28 protein-coding genes are annotated in these 20,859 nt (G+C 57.9%); 11 read left to right on the top strand and 17 right to left on the bottom strand.

The window, feature by feature from the left end:
* Positions 1-8: 8 nt before the first annotated feature.
* The gene (locus tag SR908_RS15715; RefSeq protein ID WP_246921021.1) at positions 9-314 is read right to left on the bottom strand and encodes a helix-turn-helix transcriptional regulator; all 306 of its coding nucleotides are present in this window, start codon (positions 312-314) and stop codon (positions 9-11) included.
* 126 nt (positions 315-440) lie between these two features.
* Between SR908_RS15715 and SR908_RS15710 the strand changes: the two genes are divergently transcribed.
* From SR908_RS15710 to SR908_RS15700, 3 genes are all read left to right on the top strand, one after another.
* Positions 441-674, top strand: coding sequence for a hypothetical protein (locus SR908_RS15710; protein ID WP_246921023.1), 234 nt, complete (start codon positions 441-443; stop codon positions 672-674).
* Positions 671-859: an RES domain-containing protein gene (locus SR908_RS15705; RefSeq protein WP_246921025.1), complete on the top strand. Its 189-nt coding sequence runs from the start codon at positions 671-673 to the stop codon at positions 857-859. The genes SR908_RS15710 and SR908_RS15705 overlap by 4 nt, the downstream gene beginning before the upstream one ends.
* 121 nt (positions 860-980) lie before the next feature.
* Positions 981-1,322 carry a type II toxin-antitoxin system HicB family antitoxin gene (locus SR908_RS15700; protein ID WP_246921027.1) on the top strand — a complete coding sequence of 114 codons (342 nt, stop codon included), beginning with the start codon at positions 981-983 and terminating at the stop codon, positions 1,320-1,322.
* Positions 1,323-1,391: 69 nt separating this feature from the next.
* Here the strand turns inward: SR908_RS15700 and SR908_RS15695 are convergent, their stop codons facing one another.
* The 9 genes from SR908_RS15695 to SR908_RS15655 form a co-directional block, all read right to left on the bottom strand.
* Positions 1,392-1,856, bottom strand: a complete 465-nt coding sequence (locus tag SR908_RS15695) for an RES family NAD+ phosphorylase (protein ID WP_246921030.1) — start codon at positions 1,854-1,856, stop codon at positions 1,392-1,394.
* A complete protein-coding gene (gene parS, locus SR908_RS15690) occupies positions 1,853-2,305 on the bottom strand; it encodes a type II RES/Xre toxin-antitoxin system antitoxin (RefSeq protein ID WP_246921033.1) in 453 nt (150 codons plus the stop codon). The genes SR908_RS15695 and parS overlap by 4 nt, the downstream gene beginning before the upstream one ends.
* A gap of 28 nt (positions 2,306-2,333) precedes the next feature.
* The gene (locus SR908_RS15685; RefSeq protein WP_246921037.1) at positions 2,334-2,726 is read right to left on the bottom strand and encodes a hypothetical protein; all 393 of its coding nucleotides are present in this window, start codon (positions 2,724-2,726) and stop codon (positions 2,334-2,336) included.
* Positions 2,723-3,022, bottom strand: a complete 300-nt coding sequence (locus SR908_RS15680; protein WP_246921039.1) for a nucleotidyltransferase domain-containing protein — start codon at positions 3,020-3,022, stop codon at positions 2,723-2,725. The genes SR908_RS15685 and SR908_RS15680 overlap by 4 nt, the downstream gene beginning before the upstream one ends.
* 59 nt (positions 3,023-3,081) lie before the next feature.
* Positions 3,082-3,402 (bottom strand): nucleotidyltransferase family protein, encoded by a 321-nt coding sequence (locus SR908_RS15675; protein WP_075370443.1) that lies wholly within the window; start codon positions 3,400-3,402, stop codon positions 3,082-3,084.
* The gene (locus SR908_RS15670; protein ID WP_075370442.1) at positions 3,399-3,803 is read right to left on the bottom strand and encodes a nucleotidyltransferase substrate binding protein; all 405 of its coding nucleotides are present in this window, start codon (positions 3,801-3,803) and stop codon (positions 3,399-3,401) included. Before SR908_RS15670 ends, SR908_RS15675 begins: the two co-directional genes overlap by 4 nt.
* Positions 3,804-3,979: 176 nt before the next feature.
* Positions 3,980-4,816 carry a 3'(2'),5'-bisphosphate nucleotidase CysQ gene (gene cysQ, locus SR908_RS15665; protein WP_246921041.1) on the bottom strand — a complete coding sequence of 279 codons (837 nt, stop codon included), beginning with the start codon at positions 4,814-4,816 and terminating at the stop codon, positions 3,980-3,982.
* A 125-nt stretch (positions 4,817-4,941) separates the two neighbouring features.
* Positions 4,942-5,253 carry a hypothetical protein gene (locus tag SR908_RS15660; protein WP_246921043.1) on the bottom strand — a complete coding sequence of 104 codons (312 nt, stop codon included), beginning with the start codon at positions 5,251-5,253 and terminating at the stop codon, positions 4,942-4,944.
* 242 nt (positions 5,254-5,495) lie between these two features.
* Entirely contained in the window at positions 5,496-5,789 is a 294-nt protein-coding gene (locus SR908_RS15655; protein WP_075370438.1) for a BrnA antitoxin family protein, read from the bottom strand.
* 191 nt (positions 5,790-5,980) lie between these two features.
* Here SR908_RS15655 and SR908_RS15650 point away from each other — a divergent pair, with 191 nt between their 5' ends.
* Positions 5,981-7,009, top strand: coding sequence for a CNNM domain-containing protein (locus tag SR908_RS15650; RefSeq protein ID WP_246921045.1), 1,029 nt, complete (start codon positions 5,981-5,983; stop codon positions 7,007-7,009).
* Here the strand turns inward: SR908_RS15650 and SR908_RS15645 are convergent.
* A complete protein-coding gene (locus SR908_RS15645) occupies positions 6,981-8,105 on the bottom strand; it encodes a putative sulfate/molybdate transporter (RefSeq protein ID WP_246921047.1) in 1,125 nt (374 codons plus the stop codon). The genes SR908_RS15650 and SR908_RS15645 overlap by 29 nt on opposite strands.
* A 430-nt stretch (positions 8,106-8,535) precedes the next feature.
* Here SR908_RS15645 and SR908_RS15640 point away from each other — a divergent pair, with 430 nt between their 5' ends.
* The gene (locus SR908_RS15640; RefSeq protein ID WP_246921049.1) at positions 8,536-9,201 is read left to right on the top strand and encodes a hypothetical protein; all 666 of its coding nucleotides are present in this window, start codon (positions 8,536-8,538) and stop codon (positions 9,199-9,201) included.
* Between the two features lie 83 nt (positions 9,202-9,284).
* Here the strand turns inward: SR908_RS15640 and SR908_RS15635 are convergent, their stop codons facing one another.
* The 5 genes from SR908_RS15635 to SR908_RS15615 all read right to left on the bottom strand — a co-directional run bounded on the left by SR908_RS15635 (position 9,285) and on the right by SR908_RS15615 (position 14,008).
* On the bottom strand, positions 9,285-9,488 hold the full coding sequence (locus SR908_RS15635; RefSeq protein ID WP_040243594.1) for a cold-shock protein: 204 nt from the start codon (positions 9,486-9,488) through the stop codon (positions 9,285-9,287).
* Positions 9,489-9,727: 239 nt separating this feature from the next.
* Positions 9,728-9,991 carry a hypothetical protein gene (locus SR908_RS15630; RefSeq protein WP_246921051.1) on the bottom strand — a complete coding sequence of 88 codons (264 nt, stop codon included), beginning with the start codon at positions 9,989-9,991 and terminating at the stop codon, positions 9,728-9,730.
* A gap of 266 nt (positions 9,992-10,257) precedes the next feature.
* Entirely contained in the window at positions 10,258-11,691 is a 1,434-nt protein-coding gene (locus tag SR908_RS15625; RefSeq protein WP_246921054.1) for a putative bifunctional diguanylate cyclase/phosphodiesterase, read from the bottom strand.
* A 413-nt stretch (positions 11,692-12,104) separates the two neighbouring features.
* On the bottom strand, positions 12,105-12,482 hold the full coding sequence (locus tag SR908_RS15620; RefSeq protein ID WP_246921056.1) for a histone-like nucleoid-structuring protein, MvaT/MvaU family: 378 nt from the start codon (positions 12,480-12,482) through the stop codon (positions 12,105-12,107).
* A gap of 179 nt (positions 12,483-12,661) precedes the next feature.
* A complete protein-coding gene (locus tag SR908_RS15615; RefSeq protein ID WP_246921058.1) occupies positions 12,662-14,008 on the bottom strand; it encodes a Na+/H+ antiporter family protein in 1,347 nt (448 codons plus the stop codon).
* A 458-nt stretch (positions 14,009-14,466) separates the two neighbouring features.
* Between SR908_RS15615 and SR908_RS15610 the strand changes: the two genes are divergently transcribed.
* The 6 genes from SR908_RS15610 to SR908_RS15585 all read left to right on the top strand — a co-directional run bounded on the left by SR908_RS15610 (position 14,467) and on the right by SR908_RS15585 (position 20,218).
* Positions 14,467-14,592, top strand: coding sequence for a hypothetical protein (locus SR908_RS15610; protein ID WP_322527368.1), 126 nt, complete (start codon positions 14,467-14,469; stop codon positions 14,590-14,592).
* A gap of 487 nt (positions 14,593-15,079) precedes the next feature.
* A complete protein-coding gene (locus tag SR908_RS15605) occupies positions 15,080-16,411 on the top strand; it encodes a hypothetical protein (protein WP_246921060.1) in 1,332 nt (443 codons plus the stop codon).
* Between the two features lie 334 nt (positions 16,412-16,745).
* Entirely contained in the window at positions 16,746-17,690 is a 945-nt protein-coding gene (locus SR908_RS15600; protein ID WP_246921061.1) for a GGDEF domain-containing protein, read from the top strand.
* A gap of 222 nt (positions 17,691-17,912) precedes the next feature.
* The gene (locus SR908_RS15595) at positions 17,913-18,563 is read left to right on the top strand and encodes a hypothetical protein (RefSeq protein WP_246921064.1); all 651 of its coding nucleotides are present in this window, start codon (positions 17,913-17,915) and stop codon (positions 18,561-18,563) included.
* Positions 18,560-19,300, top strand: coding sequence for a DUF3307 domain-containing protein (locus SR908_RS15590; RefSeq protein WP_246921066.1), 741 nt, complete (start codon positions 18,560-18,562; stop codon positions 19,298-19,300). Before SR908_RS15595 ends, SR908_RS15590 begins: the two co-directional genes overlap by 4 nt.
* Before the next feature lie 24 nt (positions 19,301-19,324).
* Positions 19,325-20,218: an N-acetylmuramoyl-L-alanine amidase gene (locus SR908_RS15585; protein WP_246921068.1), complete on the top strand. Its 894-nt coding sequence runs from the start codon at positions 19,325-19,327 to the stop codon at positions 20,216-20,218.
* Here the strand turns inward: SR908_RS15585 and SR908_RS15580 are convergent.
* Positions 20,196-20,753, bottom strand: coding sequence for a helix-turn-helix domain-containing protein (locus tag SR908_RS15580; protein ID WP_246921070.1), 558 nt, complete (start codon positions 20,751-20,753; stop codon positions 20,196-20,198). The two genes, SR908_RS15585 and SR908_RS15580, sit on opposite strands and share 23 nt — an antisense overlap.
* Between the last annotated feature and the right edge of the window lie 106 nt (positions 20,754-20,859).

Genomic DNA, 20,859 nt, shown 5'->3' with positions numbered 1-20,859 from the left:
GGCGATCTCTATGGCCCACTTGCTTCGTCTTCCCGCAGTACGTCGTCATGCAGGTCATCCAGGCTCACGCCGAGCACATCGGCGATCCTGCGCAGTGCCTCGATACGCCCGGTTCGGTCCCCGCGCTCGATCATGGCGACGTACGACTGGGATACGCCAGCCGGCTCGGCCAGCGCGGCCTGGGTCAAGCGGCGGTGTTCGCGCCAGACCTTGACGGGGTTCTCCCCGGCAAGCAGCCGGTCGACCACCTCTGCCGGCACCAGCTCGTCACGTCCCTCTGCCAGCTCGCGCGTCGCATGATCAAAAGCTGTCACGTCATCCAGCTCTTCAGCCTTGTGCAACAGCTCCCGGCATTCGTCATAAGGAATGACGGCTTATTCTGGCCGCCCTTCCCGTTCAATGATCTGTGCGTTCATTTGTAAATGTCTCCTCTGGGGCCGATGTCCAACACCAGAATCACCAGCTCATCGTCGACGATCTTGCTACGCGATGCCATCCGCGTGCTGGGGGTGGCCGCGGATATCAATGGCAACCTGCCGGACGCTCTATTCTGGTTCCGCAATGAGCCGATACCGCCTTTCGACTATCAAACCCCCGAGCAACTGGTGAGTGCTGGCCGCACTGATGATCTGGTGCGCTATGTACAGTCGCTCAAAGCCGGGGTCACCGGATGATCCAGCGTCTGCGGTTTGCAACAGAGGCTTATCGTGTCCATGTGCCTAGATGGGCATTTGCTCCTACTAGCGGAGCCGGTGCAGGTGAACATGGTGGTCGACTGAACCGCCCTGGGGTACCGGCACTTTATCTGGCCCTCGAAGAAGCCACCGCGCTGAGAAGGCGATATGCTAAAGGTCCATGATCCCAATGGGCTGCTTCCCAAAGACTCGAGTTCCTGGGAGTGACGTGAACATGTTAGTGCGACTCGAAGCGCACCAGAGCGTGCCGTTCAGCGAGCAGCTACGCTCAGGAGGGCTGATCTAATGGAAAAACTTTTGAAGTACCGGGGCTACTACGGCTCTATCGACGTCAGCACCGAAGACAATTGCCTGTTCGGCAAGCTACAGTTCGTTCGAGCCTTGGTCAGTTACGAAGGCGAGACGGTGGCGGAATTGGAAGCCGCGTTTCGCGAAGCCGTCGATGACTATCTCGCCACCTGCGAGCAACTCGGCGAGACGCCCGAGACGCCGTGCAAGGGGTCTTTCAACGTGCGCGTCGGCCACGACCTACACCTGGCCGCCGCCGTTTCAGCCTCGCAGCACGGCATCTCGCTCAACGACCTCACACGCCAGGCGCTGAACGACTACCTGCAACAGCATCCTTGATTGCCAGGCACTGTGGGCGGCAGCCTCGCTCGTTGCTCGTAGTACGCGCTCTGGTATTCGAGAAAAACGTCAGAGGCGTTTATCCGGGGTAAATGCCATTTCCTTGGCGCTCTCGACCATCGCCTTGAAGCCGGGGTGCTCCGGGTTAACGAGATAATTCGTTTCCCTGGGCACGACGACACTCGGTATGGCCAGCACCAGACTCGACTGACTTTCCAACCAACCGTCGCCGACCTCAGCGGTAGACGATGGCGCTGGCTCAACCATCCAATCGTCCGGTCGCCCATCCTCTGGAAGCTGCATGAGGTCATCTTCATAAAACATCACCTCGAGCAGCGCATAGTCTTCCAATAGGCGGTAGTCGTTGAGATGCACCATCACTTCGAGGATGGCCAGCGACTCCGTACTCGCGAGATATACGCAAGCTTTTCCTTTGCTGTTCCACCGCCCACCGTATAAACGGGCGCCTTCGCCATCGAAGGCGCTCTTGAGCCACTTACGCTTGACGAGACGGTATCCTTGTATCGTGCTCATGCGAAAACGCCGTGCTCAAGCCGCCCGATAAGGTCCAGCACGGCTTCCGCCCCCGCGGTCGTCGCAATCATCTCGACTGGACGCTGGCCCCCTAGCCCACGCACCGGGTTGAGCAGCCAGGTGTTGGCCCGCTGCCGGTCTCCCTCGAACAGGTCGACGGCACTTTTGTAGACTTCAGCAAAACGATACAGACGGTCGCCTTCGTCGCGCTTGAAGTGGCCTGCTTTCGCTCTCCGCTGCAAGGTGGCCGAGGAGATGACGACATACCGCGCCAGCTCTTGGCTTTCCAGGCCAGACACAGCGGCGAGATTTGTGTAGACCTCGTAGGGAACGCCTTCGCTCAGCGCTTCATGCAGTTTTGGCCCTCGAGAAGGCAAGCCCAGGGTCTGCCAGAAGCCCTTCTTCCGATCCACTGCTTTGGGACGATACTCTTTGATCGTGCTGGACATGGCCGCCTCCTTCCATCACTTGATATATCTATAGGATATCACGTGATGATTTCGGCATCGCTATTGTTCTACGCTGCGGGCTTCGAGGGCCAGGTTCGAGACGATCCAGGTTGTCGGCGACGGCCCCTGTCTTCTCGCCCAAGGCACGTAGCCAAAGAGGAAGCAGTTTGTCGCCGGTCGTATCCTGAAGTCGACAGAACCGGCTGGTGTAGGCTACCACCTTCTCTGCCAAAGTCTCATCTTCACCCAGCCTGGCGGCATGCTCTTCGGTGAACGGCGTGGCAAACACGCTATCCGATGAGTAGCGAAGATGGTGGATCTCACGCCCGACCACGCGTTTCAGGAAGCGCAAGCGCTCCGCAAGATTGTCGTTCATAGGGCGGCCGTTCATGGGACTGTCATTCATAGAACTGTTATTCATAGACACTCGCCTTGTTCCCGTGCCAGCTTGTGTATCGTCTGCTCATTGAGATTCGGAGCACTCAGCAGCACATCCACCTTGCGCCCGTGCATGGCGCGCATGATACGCACACTGAGCCGAGCGGCGAGCTGTGCGGGATGCTCCACCGGCGCGTCAACCTCAACGAACAGGTCGATATCGCCGCCACGGGCGCTATCATCCAGCCGTGAGCCGAAAAGCTTTACCGTGCTGCCCAAACCGAGCTCGTCGGTGACGAGCTGCCGGATGGTGTGTCGTTGGCTGTCAGTCAGGCGCATGGTGTTCATCTCTGCAAGGCGTTCGGCTCGTTGCTCGTGGCAGCGTTATCCCGCCAGCTTTAGCGAGGGTGATACGGTGAATGGATCGCATCGAATCTCTGGCCAACCCTCTCGATATGCTCGCGTAGGGCTTCATTATCGATATCGTGATAACGCACGATGTCGAACAAATAAGGAGTGTTGAGCTCGTCGAGGCGGTCCATAAGTGCGGAAACATCAGCCTCGGAAACATTACCATACAGTGCCAGGTCGATATCGGAGCCGGGGCGGAACGTGCCTTTGGCTCTCGATCCATAGATAACGGCCTTTTCGACGCCAGGGCATTCAGACAGTGCCCGACGAATGGCCTCGACCGTATTCTCTGGCAAGCCAAACGTCATCGTTGGCGCTCCATCGTCTCTCGAAACTGCTTCAATGCCGGATAGTAGCGTTCGACGATGTTCTTGAATTCAGTTTCCAGGATGCTGTGACGATACGCATGCACCGTATGGTTACGGGTTTCTATCATATCCATCCAGGCTTGGCCGTCTTCCAGCAGGCCGATGTTGAAGGCATGCCGGGCTGCGCTGCGTGATCCCGTCACGTTTTGAATACCTTCATGCTCCAGGTAATCCTTCATCACCTTCCAGGCGAGCTCGTGAGTGAACTCGAAACGCTGGATGACACCCTCCTTGATGATATCCAGCGTCGTGTCGCCATACGCCTCGACAGCTTGTTCCAGTTGAGCAAACGCATTGATGTAATTGGCAAATCGCTGTTGCCAGCGGATATCGTCCGCCATTGTCATCCCCTTGGGTCGTTTGTCGCAGCAGGCGACCGTTCAAGTTTTTCGGGCTTCGAGCGCCAGGTTCGGGGCGCTGTGAAGAGCGGCTTCGAGCTTCGAGCTTCGAGCTTCGAGCTTCGAGCTTCGAGCTTCGAGCAATATTGTAGCCCGCATCCCGCCGCTCGTGGCCCGGGTTAGGCGATGCTTTCGCGCAGGGCGTTTTCCCAGCGTTGGTCGCGCTGGCCGCAGACGATGAAGAACGGGTTGAGCACGCTGTCTTGTTGGTTGCAGCGCAGCGGTTCAAGCGTCTCGACATTGAGCACTTGGCCACCAGCGGCGGTGACGACGGCTTGGGCGGCGGCGGTGTCCCATTCGCTGGTGGGGGCGAGGCGCGGGTAGAGATCGGCATTGCCTTCGGCGACCAGGCACAGCTTCAACGAGCTGCCCATGGAGACGCATTCATGCGCGGGTAGGCGCTGGCAGAAGGCTTCGAAGATTTCTGCGCCATGGCGGCGGCTGCCGATGATCTTCCAGGGCTCGGCCTGGGGGTCAGGCAATGCGCGGGCGTGAATCGGTTGGTCGTCACTGCCGTTCTCGCGCTTGTAGGCGCCCTGCCCGTGCTGGCCCCACCAGGTCGCGGGGCCGCTTTCGAGCGCGGGCGCGTGGACGATGCCGAATACCGGCACGCCTTCTTCCACCAGGGCGACATTGAGTGTGAACTCGCCATTGTGGCTGATGAATTCCTTGGTGCCATCCAGCGGGTCGATCAGCCAGTAACGCTGCCATTTTTGGCGGGTCTCGTAGCGGATCTCGGCGGATTCTTCGGAGAGAATCGGCACCTTGGGAGTGATGGCTTCCAGCAACCCGACCAGGGCGTGGTGCGAGGCCATATCCGCTTCGGTGAGCGGGCTGGCGTCGGCCTTTTCTTCGATGGCGAAGTCACGACGGTAGATCGCCATGATCTCCTGGCCGGCGACGTGGACGCCCTCGATAAGGCGGTTGCGCGTGGAGTCGGTAATGAAATCGGTCATCGGGCTTCCTGGTTCGTACAAAACTAAAAGAATCGAGCTGCTAAAGGAGCATCAGGCGCGCGACCAACTGGGGTGAAAGGCCAAGGCGAGAATAAAGGTGCGGTATTGTCGGGTATTGCGGCGCTTCAGGCTGACACTTGGGGGTTATCCAGTCGGATATAAGGAAAGACGCCGGGGGCGCGTTCAGAAAACGTCCGGTAGATGCTTTCCCTGATGTCTTTGACCTTGCTCTTGTTTTTTTGGCTTCCCATCGCACCTTCATCCACGACGAGCCAGACCCAGACCGCCTCTTCGCCGGAGCTATCGATGCCGGATTCGATGCGGATATCCTGCAGGAAGTCAGAACGCAGCTCGCGCTTGAGCTCTGCGCGCAAGGTTTCCTTATCAATCGGAGGATATGCTTGCATGCCGATCACCTCTTGGTGTGAAGTATTCATTTATAGCGAAACTCATTTCCTTGCAGTTTAAAGCAAGACGTCTGCCCGAGCAGCTTCTCGCGCCCCGCGTGGCATACCATGGGTAGAGTGGCTAGTCGGCAAGGTGACTGGACGGCTCAGCTACGCTTTCTACGCTTTGTCTGAAAAATGCCTGCGCTCGCCCATACGGCGTTAAAAATCGACTCAAAATGGCGGCAAGCTCCACTAGCGATGCCCGGCGCTGCCACCATGCCTTACGCCAATCACTGACGCCTATCCAGCTCGTTGATGTCATGCTCGGCCAGAAACTGGCGAAGGGCTTTATTCATGCGAGTTTGCCAGCCAGGGCCGGATTCCCGGAAGGCGTCGATAACGTCTTGGTCATACCGCACCTTTACCGGCATCTTCTTATGCGCCAGGGGCGGTCGCCCACGGCCACGCTTGACCAGCTTGTCATCCTCGTACTGATAAGCTCCCTCAAACCAATCGTCGTCGAGCTCTGGAGCATCATCGGGATCAATCCAAGTAGTCTTTGAATCGTCTTTTTTCGCGATCATTGGCATACCTCATTGGATTATCCTTCTTTCTTTAATGTACCCCCAATAAATAATTTTGACAAGGAAAAAGCGATAGATAAGGCTCGCTACACCCACCCCGCCACTCACCGTCGAAAAACGCCTCACGCATGGATTGACAGCCTTCTTCGGGACTGGATAAATGAGCGCTCCATTCTCAACCAAGAGTCTTCATGGTCCTCCTTGCGGCCTTTGCCCTGCTTTCCATCGGGTTTTCATTTCTGTGTTCCATCCTCGAGGCGGCGCTGCTGTCGCTGACCCCGAGCTACATTGCGCAGTTGAAGGATGATCGCCCGAAGCTGCATGCTTCCCTTTCCAGGTTGAAGTCCAACATCGACCGTCCGCTGGCGGCGATCCTCACGCTCAATACCATCGCGCATACCGTGGGCGCGACGGGCGTGGGCGCGAAGGTGGCGGTGGTCTTCGGCGATTCCCACGTGGCGATTGCCTCGGCGGTGATGACGCTGGCGATCCTGGTCGTTTCGGAGATCATTCCCAAGACCATCGGTGCGAGCTACTGGCGTGCCCTCGCCCCGCTGCTGCCGCCTATCCTGCGGGTGATGATCTTCGTGCTGACGCCGTTCATCTGGCTTTCCGAGCGGATCACCAACCGCATCGGCAAGTCGGAGCACGATGTCGACATGCGCGGCGAGATCAAGGCGCTGGCACGCATCGGCCTGGACGAGAAGGCGCTGGATAGCGACGAAACGCGGGCCATCGTCAATATCCTCAATCTGCATGAGATCCGCGTGAAAAGCGTGATGACGCCACGTACGGTGTGCGTTTCAGTGCCGCCGGATCTCAGCGTGGCGGAGTTCGACGAACAGTTCGGCAAGATGCAGTTCACGCGCTTTCCGGTGATGGACGGCGGTGAGCAGGCGATTGGCTACATCCATAAGGCGGATACTTATCACGCCGAGGATGAGCAGACCATGAAGGCACTAATGCACCCTATCGAGGCGCTGCACGAGACGGATAACGTCGAGCATGTCTTCACCGCAATGCTCAAGGACCACGGCCACATGCGCGTGGTTTACGACGAGCATGGCACCTGGGTGGGGCTGATCACGCTGGAGGACGTCATCGAGACAATTCTCGGCCAGGACATCGTCGACGAGACGGACAACGTCGAGAACCTGCGACGCTACGCCAAGCAACGCTGGGTGAAGCGCCTCAAGCGTGGCGATGGCGATGCCACCTGATCCTCGCCCATTCGGCGATGCCGCCGGCGATGAGCCCCCAGAAAGGATCCAGCGCGACCGTCACCACGGCGGTCGCGGCGATCACCGGCCAGCATGAGGGCTTGCTGTCGAACAGTCGCTTGGTGATGGCAAGCTGCCAGGCAGCGACGAGCAGCAAGGCGCCCAATCCGGCACTGGGAATACCCGCGAGCAATCCTAGCCCCCACTGCGGTGGCAAACATGCCACGGCCAGCAACGCGCCGCCCAGTAGTAGCGGCGCGGTACCGGTACGCGCGCCGAAGCGGTAATGCGCCGCCAGGCCTCCGGCACCGTGACACATCGGCAAGGCGCCGAACGGCGTCAGCACAAGGTTGGCCAGACCGGTGGAGATCGAAAGACGCGCTGGCGTGACATGCGTGGCACGCTCGCCGAAGTAATCGCCGGCGACGAGCGTGGTCAATACGATGGCGTTGGTGACGGTCAATGAGAGTTGCGGCAATACCAGCATCGACATGGCACGCTCGATACTTTGCATGTCCGGCCAGCTCGCCAGCGCGGGGAACCACGCGGTGCCGGTGTCGATGAGCGGCGCGCTCGCGGCCTGGAAATATCCCAACCCCCAAGCCGTCAATAACGCCAGCACGACGGAGGGCCAGCGCGGAAAGCGCATCGCTATCAACAGCACGCTGAGCGTGGCAATGCCTATCCAGGCTTGCTCGGCCATCAGCGTGAGGCTGGTCAAGGCCAGCAGCGCCCCCAACCCCAGTTGCAGCCCGGCCAATACGGATTGCGGGATCAAGCGGTTGAGGCGTGCGATCCAGCCGGTCAGTCCCAGGATCAATAACACCACGCCGATCATCGCCCCGGCGATGGCCAGTTCCAGCGGCGACATACCCGCCGTCAATATGACGGCCGCCACGGCCTTCATGGGCTGCACGGGAATCGGCAGACGATAGTACAACGCCGTGCCTAGATAAAAGACGGCAAACCCCAGCACTACCGGCACGGGCGCTAGCCCACCGATGGCGATGCTCCCCAGCATCAACGGCAGCAAGGTCCCGAGATCGCCCAGCGCCCCATTGACCTCGCGCAGATTGAAGGCAAAGGCTGTGTTCATAACATTTTTTAACCCGACGCCATTTATTACGTTAAGATGCAGCCTTCTTGCGTGTTCTTACATCTCGTTAACAATACTAAATATCGGTGTTAATACGTTACGAATTTTCTTTTGCTCTGAGTGCATGAAAGCGCTTAGCCTCATAGCATCACCTGACCCGAACGACACAGGCCGGCATATAAGGCGGCCACAAAGGTCGCAGTCATCGTTTGTGACGAGCGATCTCCGAGTTAGGCGCCCGCCAGGACGCGGTTCGTGGTCAGGAAGACCAGCGCCACCTATTCAGCGTAGCCAGCACCACCTATTCAGCGTAGTCAGTGGCTTTTTGCTAGACTCGCTACAGTCGAACGCTGCCGGACGATACTGTCAGGCAGCGTTTTTCTTTTTCCAAGCAATACCGTTTACTTACCATCTATAAGGAGAGCAAGGAATGCTCGAGTGGCTCAACAACAACAGCGGTGCACTGAGCGCAATCGCGAGTTTCTGCACCTTGGGTGTGTGGCTTTTTTATGCGCAGCTTCTTTACCTGGGCTTTGCGCGCCAGCGGCGGCCACGCATCATCATCAACCGCGGGCGCAGCAAGTCGCCGGACGGCATGTGCCTGATCAGCAACATGAGTTCGGAGGCGATCTTCGTCTCGAATGTCATGGGGGTGTTGCACACGTCCAAGGGCGAATATCACTGCGACCTGACCGATTACACCCGGTCAGACGACAGCGGGCAAGGGGGTAGCGAGCAGCATGCCACGCGCCAGGGGCCACTGGCCTCGGGCGATTACCATCAGGTGTGTTCGTTTAGGGAGATCATCGATCACATCGCCGAGGGACACGAGCTCAACATCGACAGGAACACGCTGACGCTCGAAGATGAAATGCTGAGAATGCTGGAGATTCGGCTGGTCGCGATCTACGGTAGCGAAGACCGCCCATTGGGCGCGTACCGGACCTTCATGCTGGAGAAGAGCGAGCTCGATCCCAACGAAGAGAATAACGATTGTTTGATCGTGCCCACTACGTTCGATACCCACCGGGTCTCGCGTCGCTGGCACCAGAAGCGTATACGCAAGTGGCTGGAGTCGCTGCCGAGCAGCCGTTGATCAACCGCTACCCCAAACGCAACAGGGCCCGCCGAAGCGGGCCCTGTTATGCGAAGCTTTGCAACTTCGAATCAAACGCGAAGTTACTCGGGCTTGATGTTAGACGCCTGAAGGCCTTTCTTGCCCTGAGTGACGTCAAAAGAGACCTTTTGACCGTCCTGCAGAGACTTGAAGCCTTCAGCCTGAATTTCGGAGAAGTGGGCAAAGAGGTCATCGCCGCCGTCGTCCGGAGAAATAAAGCCGAAACCTTTAGCGTCGTTGAACCACTTAACTGTACCAGTTGCCATTTTCGATATCCTTTACACGCATTGCGCTTTCAATTGCCGGGTATTTACCCGAGTTGCAGTGGGTAAAACAAATTAGCGATACACCAGGCTCTCGAAGACATCGATTACTACTGACGGTATGCCACTTGCTAACCTACTTCGCTAAGCTTGGACCTTTGTGGGGACGCTGTCAACTCTTTCTCGTGTGTTCTCGTCGTGCCTTCCCAGCGCGCCAGTGGCGCGCCCCGAGCGATATGTCACTACGCTTCGCGTGACGCGTGACCGATCTCGACGATGGTACGCATCAGCGTGGCGACGCTTTGGCTGGATTGGTTGTATTCCTGCATCAGCGCCTGCAGGCGTTCCTCGAACGGCGGCTCTTGGGGCGTGGCATCTTCATTGCTTGCGCCGCCGCCATCGAGCTCTTGGAGAGCCGTGGCGAAGGCGTCATCGAGTTCACGAAACTTGCGGAGCTTTTCACGCTCATCCATATGGCGTGATGCGGCTTGACGATTGTTTTTCATGGAAATATTGAAATCACGATGTAGCGGTTCAAAAGCGTAATAACACGGCTTCGGTCAGGTATACCGGAGACGCTCGACGTACGGCAACGAGTCACACAGATAGGTAACGCGGAAAAACGGTTGCTCTGAATAGGCGATGTCTAAATCGCTTGGCGTTGACTCGGCCCAGTATTATAGATGATGCCAAATCTGCGAAGTTCAATCCCTACGTTTCTTTATGCGCTGTATGCGCCATGCGCCGCACTCACTGAATTGGCGTACAGCAGCTAGCGCGTGCGCGCGGAGCGCGCTGGTAACGTGTCTTGGCGCTGTGACAGCCGCCACAGGAAGGACTCGGCGGGCCGCGGCCGTCCCAATAGATAGCCTTGACCAACGGGGCAACCCAGCCCGCGTAGGACATCCATCTGTTCCTGAGTTTCTATCCCTTCGGCGACGACAGTCAACCCTAGCCCCCGCGCCAGATCGATGATGCCCTTGACCAGCAATTGGCTGCGCTCATCCTCGGCGATGGCATCGATATAGACTTTATCGAGCTTAACCTTAGTGAACGGCAGTTCCTTCAAGAAACGCAACGAGGTATAGCCGGCGCCGAAATCATCCAGCACCAGCCCAAAGCCGTGCAGACGCAAGGTGCGCATGATTTGACGTACTTGAGAAAGGTCTTGCGTGGCGACGTGCTCGGTAACCTCGAGCTCGATGCATTGTGGGGGAACGCCGTAATGCTGGCAGCGTTCCAGTAGCCAGTCGGTGAAACGATGGTCGTCGAAATGACGTATCGATAGATTGATCGCCCATACCAGGCCCTGCGTATGCGGCAGTTCGTGACGTGCCAACCAAGCGAGCATGGTGTCGAACACTTTTTCGTCCAGCGGCACGATCTGGTGGCTGGCTTCGGCCACAGGAATGAATTCACCGGGCGATATAGTGCCGAACGCGTCGTGCTGCCAACGAATCAAGGCTTCGGCGCCCACTAGTTGCCGATTGGCGAGACGGTATTGGGGTTGCAGGTACAGTTCGAAGAACGGGGACTCCTGCTCCAGGGCATCGGCCAACGTCTCCGCCAGGAAACGCCGACGCTCGGATGTCTTGAGCAGGTCGAGCTTGAATAGCTGCGGCTCGGCCCCGGCGCTGGCCAGTACTTGGTCGGCGGCATCCTGCGCGGCTTGCAACAACGCCGTGGGCGTCTTGCCATGCTCGGGCGACACGGCACCCCCGATGCGTAGTTCGAGCCGGTGCGGCACACCATGGACCTCGATGGGCGCGTGGAGCATTTCCTGATAACGCGCAGCCATCGCCAGGGGATCTTGCGCGCCGGAGGCCGTGACCGCGAAGACGTCGTCCGAGAGACGCGCCGGATAACACACGCCGCCGCAGGTATCGCGCAGACGTTCGGCGATGCCCTGCGCCGCCAGGTCGGCGCATTCGCCCCCGAACTGGGCACGCAGGTGGCGCAAAGCGTCGAACGCCAGGTAATAAAGCGAGACGGCGTAGGCATCGTCCATGAAGCGTTGCAGGTGTCGTTCGAGGAGTACGCGCCCCGGCAGATCGGTCACCAGGTCATTACGCAAGGCTTGGCGCTTCAAACGCTGCTTGCGTTCGCGCCACCGCGCCAGCCAGATGGCGAGGCCTGCCATGACAAGCGCGGCCAATGCCAAGGCGAATGTGAGCCAAGCCTCTCCCAGCGAGAGGATCGCCAGCACCAACAAAAGCCCTAGCCAAACCTGGCCTTACTAACTCCCATTGCCATGTTTACGGCCTCCTGCTGTTGATGAGAAGCCTTTCATCCTTTTACCCGAGGCCTCATCAACTAGCGTAGACGCCCGTGGCGCCTTTTGTGCCATTCCGTTATGCCTCTTGTGTTGAGCTGCGCTCCAGCCAAGCTATCAAGCCGATGTCTATTGAAACGGGCTAGCCAAGGGTCATCGATCAACCGCGAAACTCACGATACTCATTCGCTGGGCGAAGTGGCTTTCGCACGCCGCTTTTGACGATTCATTAGCCCAGTACATGGCAAATAAAAAAGGCTGATGCTCGAGCATCAGCCTTTTCCGCACAATGTACCTGAGGAGGACTCAACCACTTTCGCTGGAAAGCGCTTGTCCTCAAAGGACGCTTAGTCCTCGACGCGTACCAACCAAGACTCGACGGTATCGTTGCCGTGTTGGTCTTTCCACGCCTTGAGCGTCTTCTGGTTACCACCCCGCGTTTCCACCACTTCACCGGTGTTGGGGTTCTTGTAGATCTTCAGCTTACGCTTGCGGCGTCCGCCGGTGCTCGCCTGAGACGACGACGCAGTACGAGAAGCAGGCTGCGGATCAAGCAGCTCGATAACGGCAGCAGGCGTCTTGTCGTACTCTTTCATCAAGGTTTCGAGCTTTTCCTTGAATTCCAGCTCAGATGTCAGGCGCTGGTCCTGTTCCAGCTGCTGCAACTCTTCGCTGAGTTGCTTTAGCAGCTGTTCCTTTTTCATGTACTCGCTCAACAGAGACATTCTTTACCTCTAGACAGTTGGGATGTGTCCATATTATCGCCATTTATTCGCTTATTGCCAAGCCCCACCTTATTTTTTATTTACCTATCGCAACCTTCGCCTTTCCGAGTTGCCGTTAATTCGCTTTCAAGCAAGCAGATCGACATTAGCCTGTCTCACTTTCAAAGCAATGCCCCCATTTAAAGCCACATTGCCGCCAGCCAGCCGAAGACGATGAGCGGGATGTTGTAATGTAAAAAGGTGGGGACGACCGAGTCCCAGATGTGGTCGTGTTGGCGATCGACGTTGAGTCCCGAAGTCGGCCCCAACGTCGAGTCGGAGGCCGGCGAGCCGGCATCCCCCAACGCCGCGGCGGTGCCTACCAGTGCCACCGTGGCCATGGGCGAGAAGCCGAATTGCACGGCTAGTGGGACATAGATCGCGGCAATGATGGGAATCGTCGAGAACGACGAGCCGATTCCCAGCGTAATGAACAGGCCGACCAGCAGCATGATCAATGCGGCAAGGCCTTGATGATCGCCGATAATGGCAAAGGCGTTTTCGACCAGCGTGTCGATCTCACCCGTGGCTTGCATGACCGAGGCAAACCCCGCCGCCGTAATCATGATGAAGCCAATAAGCGCCATCATGCGCATTCCGCTGGTGAAGAGGTCATCGGCTTCACGCCATCTGAAGATGCCACCCAGCGACAATAGGGCAAAACCGACGAGACCGCCCATGATCATCGAGCCGCTATACAATTGAATAGACAAGGCCGCGACGATGGCCACGACAGCCATTACCAAACCACGAGTGTGGAGACTAACCTCACCGGAATGATGCGGGACATTACTGGTCACGACATCGCGCGTTTCATAATCACGGGGCTTGCGATAAGAATAGAAAACAGCTACCAAAAGCCCTAGCGCCATGCCAGCAACAGGAATTCCCATGGCGAGCGGCACCATGCCACGCGTCACTTCGAGTCCCACGGCTTCACCCGCCGAGTTGATATTGGCCAACAGGATATCGTTGAGAAAGATTGCTCCGAACCCGACCGGCAACAACATATAGGGCGCCGTCAAACCGAACGTCAAAACGCAGGCCACCGCGCGGCGGTCAAGACGCAGCGAATTCATGATCTTGAGCAATGGCGGTATGAGGATAGGAATGAAGGCAATATGCACGGGAATCAAGTTTTGCGATGAAATCGCTACTAATAGCAGCGCGCCCAGCAGTATGTACTTCACCGCCTTTTGGCGTTTGTGTGATGCCTCGTGCCCGAGCAGACTAATCAGACGTTGCGCCAGCATGTCGGGCAGTCCTGAGCGTGAAATCGCCACCGCGAATGCACCTAGCGTTGCGTAGGCTAGCGCCACCTTGGCGCCGCCTCCCACGCCATCGTTGAACGCAGCCAGCGTGTCCTCGAGCCCCAGACCACCGACCAGGCCGCCCACCAAAGCGCCCACGATAAGCGCAAACACTACCGATACTCGCGCTAGTGCGAGCCCCACCATGACCAGAACGGCCAAAATAACCGCATTCATTGCCTTGTTCCCGTTGAGTGTGTTGTATCAAAAGTGCGGGATATTAACAGAAGTGGCCATTAGAAGTGGCCATTAGAAGCGGCCATCAAAAGCAGCCATGAAAACGTCACATCCGTGACGCGACATTGTCACATAGGCGGCAGTGGCGATGCATGGCTCAGCAGGCCATTGGTCGTCAGACAAGGGACACTGTCGTTAAGCGCGTTAAGGAAGCATGCTGAGCTAGGAGGCTCACGGGAACCGGTAAAGCACCGGTGCGTCAGGAAGACGCCAAAGGAGCGCGGAATCTTACGCCATGGTCGGAATAACCGACCATGGCGTTTTTATGATGCTGAAAACGGTCACCACGAAACGACCACGCGGGAGCTGCTATAACGAGCTTTAGATGGCCGCCCACAATACATCGCGCTTCAGCAGTTGCCTTTCTTGGCTTGTCCGGGCGGACAGAAATCACCGCCATGCCCATGTTCATGTCGCTCATCGTGGTCATGGTGTCCATCACCGACTTCAACAACGGGCTCGGGGTCGATACGCGCGGGCGTGTAACTGCACGCCGACACGCTTGCTCCGATACCGCCTACTAGAATCGCCATTAGCCATACTTGGCGCATCTCGTTCTCCTTGTCCATGTTGTCTGCTTGCTTCCTCACCACACTCGCCCTTCTGTTCATCAGGCGTGGGTTGGTGAGGCATTATCGTCAATCGAGCGCTCAGCGTCATCTCACGATCGTTTGCCCCCCCCCCTGCGAAATGCTTTTAGAGCCCTTCATAAGCGCTCATACGGGGAATCCCCTGCCATTCCATAACACCTATTTATGTAACGGCAAGATTTAGGTATGATGCTGCTCATAACGAAAATAAAGGCAATCAAGGGAACGCCTGAATCATATCCAACGCATGGCTCGCGAAGCATGGGAACCGCCCTCGTTTTCTGGGGCGCGTCTTCGTGCATGGCATGGCGTTGTGTGCTCATCTAGAGCAAGCGATTCAGCGTTTCCCTGGCGTCAGTTCGCAAGGGCTACCCAGCCCATCCGACGACTCACGACCCTAAGCAGGAAACGGAGAAAAAAAGTGGCACAACTATCATTCAAGGCAGCCGGCCTCGCCATGGGCGTTACCGGCACACTGGCTTTTGCTGCGCCGGCATTGGCACAACAAGACACCGAGGCCATGCAGCGCCAGTTGGATGCTCTACGCGCGCAAGTCGAGCGTATGGAGCAGCAACTCGACGCTCAGCAGTCGACCACGACTGCCGACAGCGGCCAGGATACCGCGCAGACGCGTGACCTCGCCGAGGAAAACCGCTCACTGATCGAGTCGATCCAGAACTCGCAGTTCAGCGGTACCCTTCAGATGAAAGGCGTTTATAACGACTGGGACCAGGTCGACAAGGACACTGGCGGCGACATGAACTTCGGCAAGTTCACCCTCGGCGTCGACGGTCAGCACGGCGACTTCTTATATTCGTTCGAATATCGCTTCTACGATGGCTACCAGTTCCTCAAGAAGGGCTGGATGGGCTATCAGGCCAGCGACAACGACACCGTCAAGGTGGGCCTGGTCCAGACGCCGTTCGGCAACATGGATTACGGCTACCTGGGTTGGTATGGCAACCTGCCGTATCTCGCCGGCTTCAATGACAACCAGAACGCCGGTATCAAGTGGGATCATAGCCAGGGCGCCTGGGATACCTCGCTGGCCTTCTTCAAGAGCGACCAGTTGGGTGACGGCAACGAGCACTACGGTGCCAACCCCATTGGCGAAACTCCGGTAGATGAGGATGGCAACCCCACACGCCAAGGTAATACGGCAGAAAACCAGCTCGCCGGCCGTGTCGCCTATACCTTCGGCCAGGGCACTGACTACACCACCGAGATCAACTTCTCGGCCAAGGGCGGTCAGCTCTACAACAATTACACTCACGACAGCGGCAGCAACTGGCAGGCCGCCGTGGGCTTGAACGGTAGCTACGGCTCCTGGCTGACGCAACTGCAGGCCACCGCTTACGAATACGACGCCGAGAATCCTGCCAATAGCGGTATCTCCGATGATGTTATGCAAATTGGTGCATTCGGCTTCAACTACCTGATCCCCGCCGAAGGCCAGATGTATTCCGCCAGCCTAGGCTACAGCATGAACGTCAACTGGGGTGACATCGATAACCTCTACTTCTACAACGACTTCAGCTATATCAGCCCGGCAGACGATTACTCGCCAGTCAATGGCGGTTACGGTAACGTCGATGATCCGATGCTCAACGATCTGGGTATGAAGGTCACGGCCGGGCCCTACTATGCCTGGTTCAGTGTCGTTTCCAACAAGAACGCACTCAACTACTTCGGCTCACCGATCGATGATGGCTGGCACACCAGCGTGCAGACCAACTTCGGTCTCAACTTCTAAGAGCTCTTTCTTGACTAGCTGACGTTTTATCGCCCCGCTCACCAGCAGCGGGGCTTTTTTATGCGCCATGCTTCACGCCAAGTGGACCCGAGCATGTCAGACATGCCTTATCATGTATCCACTCCACTCCTTCCTCCCCCACAAATTGAACCGATACTTTAAAAGTGAAACGCAACTTCAATGTCATAGTTGATATAACGCTTTTATTAAACGTCTGTTTAAAATGATCCACATCAACTCATGAAAATTAATTTTGCTTTACTTATATGATACCTTTATTTACATCGATTGACTGTTTAGACTGACCGCTTCATAAAAAACGGCATGGATACTAATGTCTATAATATCGACGCAGGGAAAACAACCACTTACCTTCAAGAGGCAGTGGGTACGCCTGAGTGTGCTGGCGTGTGTGACCACCATCTTGCTGAGCTGGGGAATCGGTGCTTCACACTGGCCTTGGTTCATTCAGGCCATTGCGCTGTCGCTCCTGATACCGCTGGGGGTGGGTTGCGTACTGGTGAGAATCGACCGGGATTTACTGAGCCCCATGCGGCGTCTCTCGGAGCATGCTCGCCGACTCCATGAGGGTGACAATACCCACCTCATGATGACGACCTATCTCACCGAACGCTCTGATGAAGTCGGCGAGCTGGCACGCCAATTCCAGCACTTGGTCGAAGACCTCAAGATACACAATGCCCAGTTGCTGGAACAGTCGCTGGTCGATCCGCTCACGAAACTGGGCAATCGCCGCATGCTGGAAAACCGTCTCGATGTTGCTCTACCGCTGACGCGTCGTCTCGACTGTACGGTGTCGGTGCTGATGATGGACGTCGATCACTTCAAGCTTTACAACGATCATTACGGCCACCCGGCCGGCGATCAGTGCCTGGTGCAGATCTCGGGCGTATTGCGCGATACCTTCCGTCGTGAAACAGACATCGTCGTTCGTTTGGGCGGCGAGGAGTTTCTCGTCTTGCTCATCGACACCCCAAGCCAAGAGGCCTGGCGTTTGGCCGATGCCATGCGTGGCATGATCCAGGCCATGGGGATCCCTCATGAGTACTCGCCCACCGCCGAAGTAGTGACCGTCAGCGTGGGGGTCGTGACGAGCCCTCCCGGCGTCGGTGCAGACATCGACGACATGATTGCCTGCGCCGATGAAGCCCTATATGCCTGCAAGGCCCAGGGCCGCAATACCACCCAGGCGCGCATGCTCTCGTCCCCCACCGAGGCTATCGAGCCCCCTGCCGAGGCGATCGATACTCAGGACTGATAGCGCCCGGCCATGAACGCCAGGGCGACGCACAGCATGACCCTAACTCCCGCTCTACCACACAGTGGCACCTTGCGGGGTTGGCATGCCTAATATACTGTATATAATTACAGTTAAAAGATATCACGCCTAGCACCTAATCCAGTTATTTTACGATCTGCTAGAATTATCGAATTATTATACTATTATTGCCATATATCGTATTAAAAGGCGATAAAAAATATGGATAAAACCCCGCTCGGCGTATTGACCGGCGACATCGTCGGGTCACGCCGCATCAAGGACCACACGAGGCTCGATCAAGCGCTCGAGGACGCACTAGGGCTCCTCGAATCGCAATACGGAGCATGCGTGGACCGCTACCGTGGCGATGGCTTTCAAGTCGCCCTGCGCTCGCCCGCGCAAGCCATGACGGCTGCCGTGCTGACCCGTGCCGCGTTGATACGGCACTCCCCTTCTCGGCGCGAGACCTGGGATGCCCGCATCGCCGTGGCCGTCGGCCTGGGGCATTTACCCGAAGCGGGGCGTTTCGCCTCGGCCAACGGCGAGGTTTACGTGCGCTCCGGCCAGGCTTTGGATGCCTTGAGCGAGGGCGATACGCGCTTTGCGCTGTCATTGCCCGAACCCGATGACACCCTGGCCCTGTTAACGCGTTTCGCCGATGCCACCCTCCAGGGCTGGACCCATAACGCCGCTGAAGTAATGTACTGGCAACTGCAGCATGCCGAAACCCAGAAAGCCTTGGCCAAACGCCTCGGGCGTGCGCAATCGACTATCCACCAACGCTTGCACGCCGCACGTTGGCCGCTGATCGAGGAGTATCTCGCGCATGTCGAGCAACGTATTGCCGCCATCATGGAGTCTTCACGATGATTGGCTCTTCCTTGACCACGCTGTTGCTGTTGCTGATCGCGCACCTGGCCGGTGACTTTCTACTCCAGAGCGCTGCCTGGGTTCGCGACAAGAACGCTCGTCGCCAACGTTCCCGAGCTCTTTACTTGCATGCCGGCGTGCATGGCGCATTGACTTGGCTGGTATTCATCAGCTCTCAATCCCTTGCCACCGCCTCGTTGGGAGCGGCTTTCATCGCCGTCACGCATCTCGTCATCGATGCTTTCAAGAGCCACGCCCCGGCCGAACACGTGCGTTACTTCGTCATCGACCAAGCCCTACATGTCAGCGTGCTCGTTATCATCTGGGCATGGCTGGTCAGTGACGGCGCTTGGCTCGGCCACGCCGTTGCATGGCTATTGCACCCTCGAACCCTGCTGGTGGCCTTGGCGTATTTGATCGTCATGCGGCCGTTCTCGATTCTCATCGCCCTGATCATGCGGCGCTGGAGCCATGGCGTGGACAACAGCGGTACGCTCGCCGATGCGGGCGCGCGGATCGGCATGCTCGAGCGGTTTCTAGTGCTAACCTTCGTGCTGGCCGATCAACTCGTGCCCATTGGCTTCTTACTGGCCGCCAAATCGGTATTGCGTTTCGGCGATTTGCGTGAGGATCGCGACCGCAAGCTCACCGAGTACGTTTTGCTGGGCACCATGCTGAGCTTCTCATTGACGCTCACCCTGGGCATATTGATCGCCCACTGGTATGCCGCACTGTAATACGTCAACGCCGGAGACGCCGCCATGCCGACGCCATGCTTTCATTCGCACCCAGCGCGCTGGCGGCTACCCGCGCCTTGCCTTCCGCTGGCCTGCCTCATTGTCATTTGCCTGTTCACGCTGACGGCGTGCAGCGGCACACCGACAACCGAGTCGCGTGACGGCTACCGAGTCGATCATTCTTATCAGTCCACGGCACAGAGCAGTCGCGTGCGCCACTTGGTACTGCATTACACCGACAGCAATGCACGGCGTTCGCTCCGCACTCTGACGGGACCGCGCGTAAGCTCACACTATTTGGTGACGCGCGAGGCAACGCCGAGGGTTTATCAACTAGTCGATGAATCGCGACGCGCCTGGCATGCCGGGGCTAGCGCCTGGGGATCGCGTTCGAACCTCAATGACACCTCCATCGGCATCGAGATCGTCAACCGAGGGCCACGCGACACGCCCCATGGACGTACCTGGACGCCCTACCCCGCGGCACAGATCGACACGCTCATTGCCCTGGCGCGCGATATAATCGAGCGCCACGACATCGACCCAGTGGATGTCGTGGGACACGCCGATATCGCACCACAGCGCAAGATCGACCCCGGCCCGCGCTTTCCCTGGTATCGCCTGTATCGCGCGGGCATCGGAGCCTGGCCGGAGACGGAGCGCGTCATGGCCTACCAGAGGCGCTTCATGACATCGCCGCCCTCGCTCATCCAATGGCAGCGCGCACTGGTAGCGTACGGTTATCCCGTGGATGTCACCGGCCGCTTCGACGCGCTCACCCATGACACCTTACGCGCGTTTCAGATGCACTTTCGCCCCACACGCCATGACGGCTATCCGGATGCACACAGCGCCGCCATTCTCTGGGCGCTGCTGGAAAAATACCGGCCCGAGGCTAAACCTGCGGGTAATGAATGATGTCGTGAAAGCGCACCGCATGATCGCCAGGGTTGCGATAGCCATGCTCGCGGTCTGCGGCAAAACGGCGTGCCTCGCCAGTGCCGAGCGTGTCCCACGTCCCATCGAGACCCAAATCCAGCACGCCTTCGAGTACCACGACGTGCTCGACCACGCCACGCTCGTGGGGCGATGACTCGCTACACGCGCCCGGTGCCAGCTCGATCAAGAACATCTCGAAGCGCAGGGCCGGGTCGAAAGCGAAGAGCGGGGTCACCGTCATGCCGGCAGCAGCGTCTTCCAGTACCGCCGTGGCGGCGTTGTTCGGGGGGCCGCCCTCGACCGAAGCCTGTTCGAAGAAAAGCGAGAACGACACTCGGAATCCACCTGAGATTTTCCATAACGTCGCCACGGTGGGACTCGACTCACCACGTTCGATCTGCCCCAGCATCGCCTTGCTGACGCCCGTGGCGCGAGATGCCCGATCCAGGCTCCAACCTTGCGCGGCGCGCAGTGTCTTGAGTGTCGCGGCGATGTGCGGTGTCGGTTCCTGCATGTCCCTGACCTCCGAAAAACCGTCCTTGGAATGACTGCACCGTGGATTAATGCACTGCAGATTAATTGTACGTCATCGTCGGCGCTGCTATCGTGCGTTATAACGC

Origin of the sequence: Chromohalobacter canadensis (genome assembly GCF_034479555.1) — a bacterium.
Lineage (GTDB): Bacteria > Pseudomonadota > Gammaproteobacteria > Pseudomonadales > Halomonadaceae > Chromohalobacter > Chromohalobacter canadensis.
This window is presented reverse-complemented; position numbering and strand designations above follow the sequence as displayed.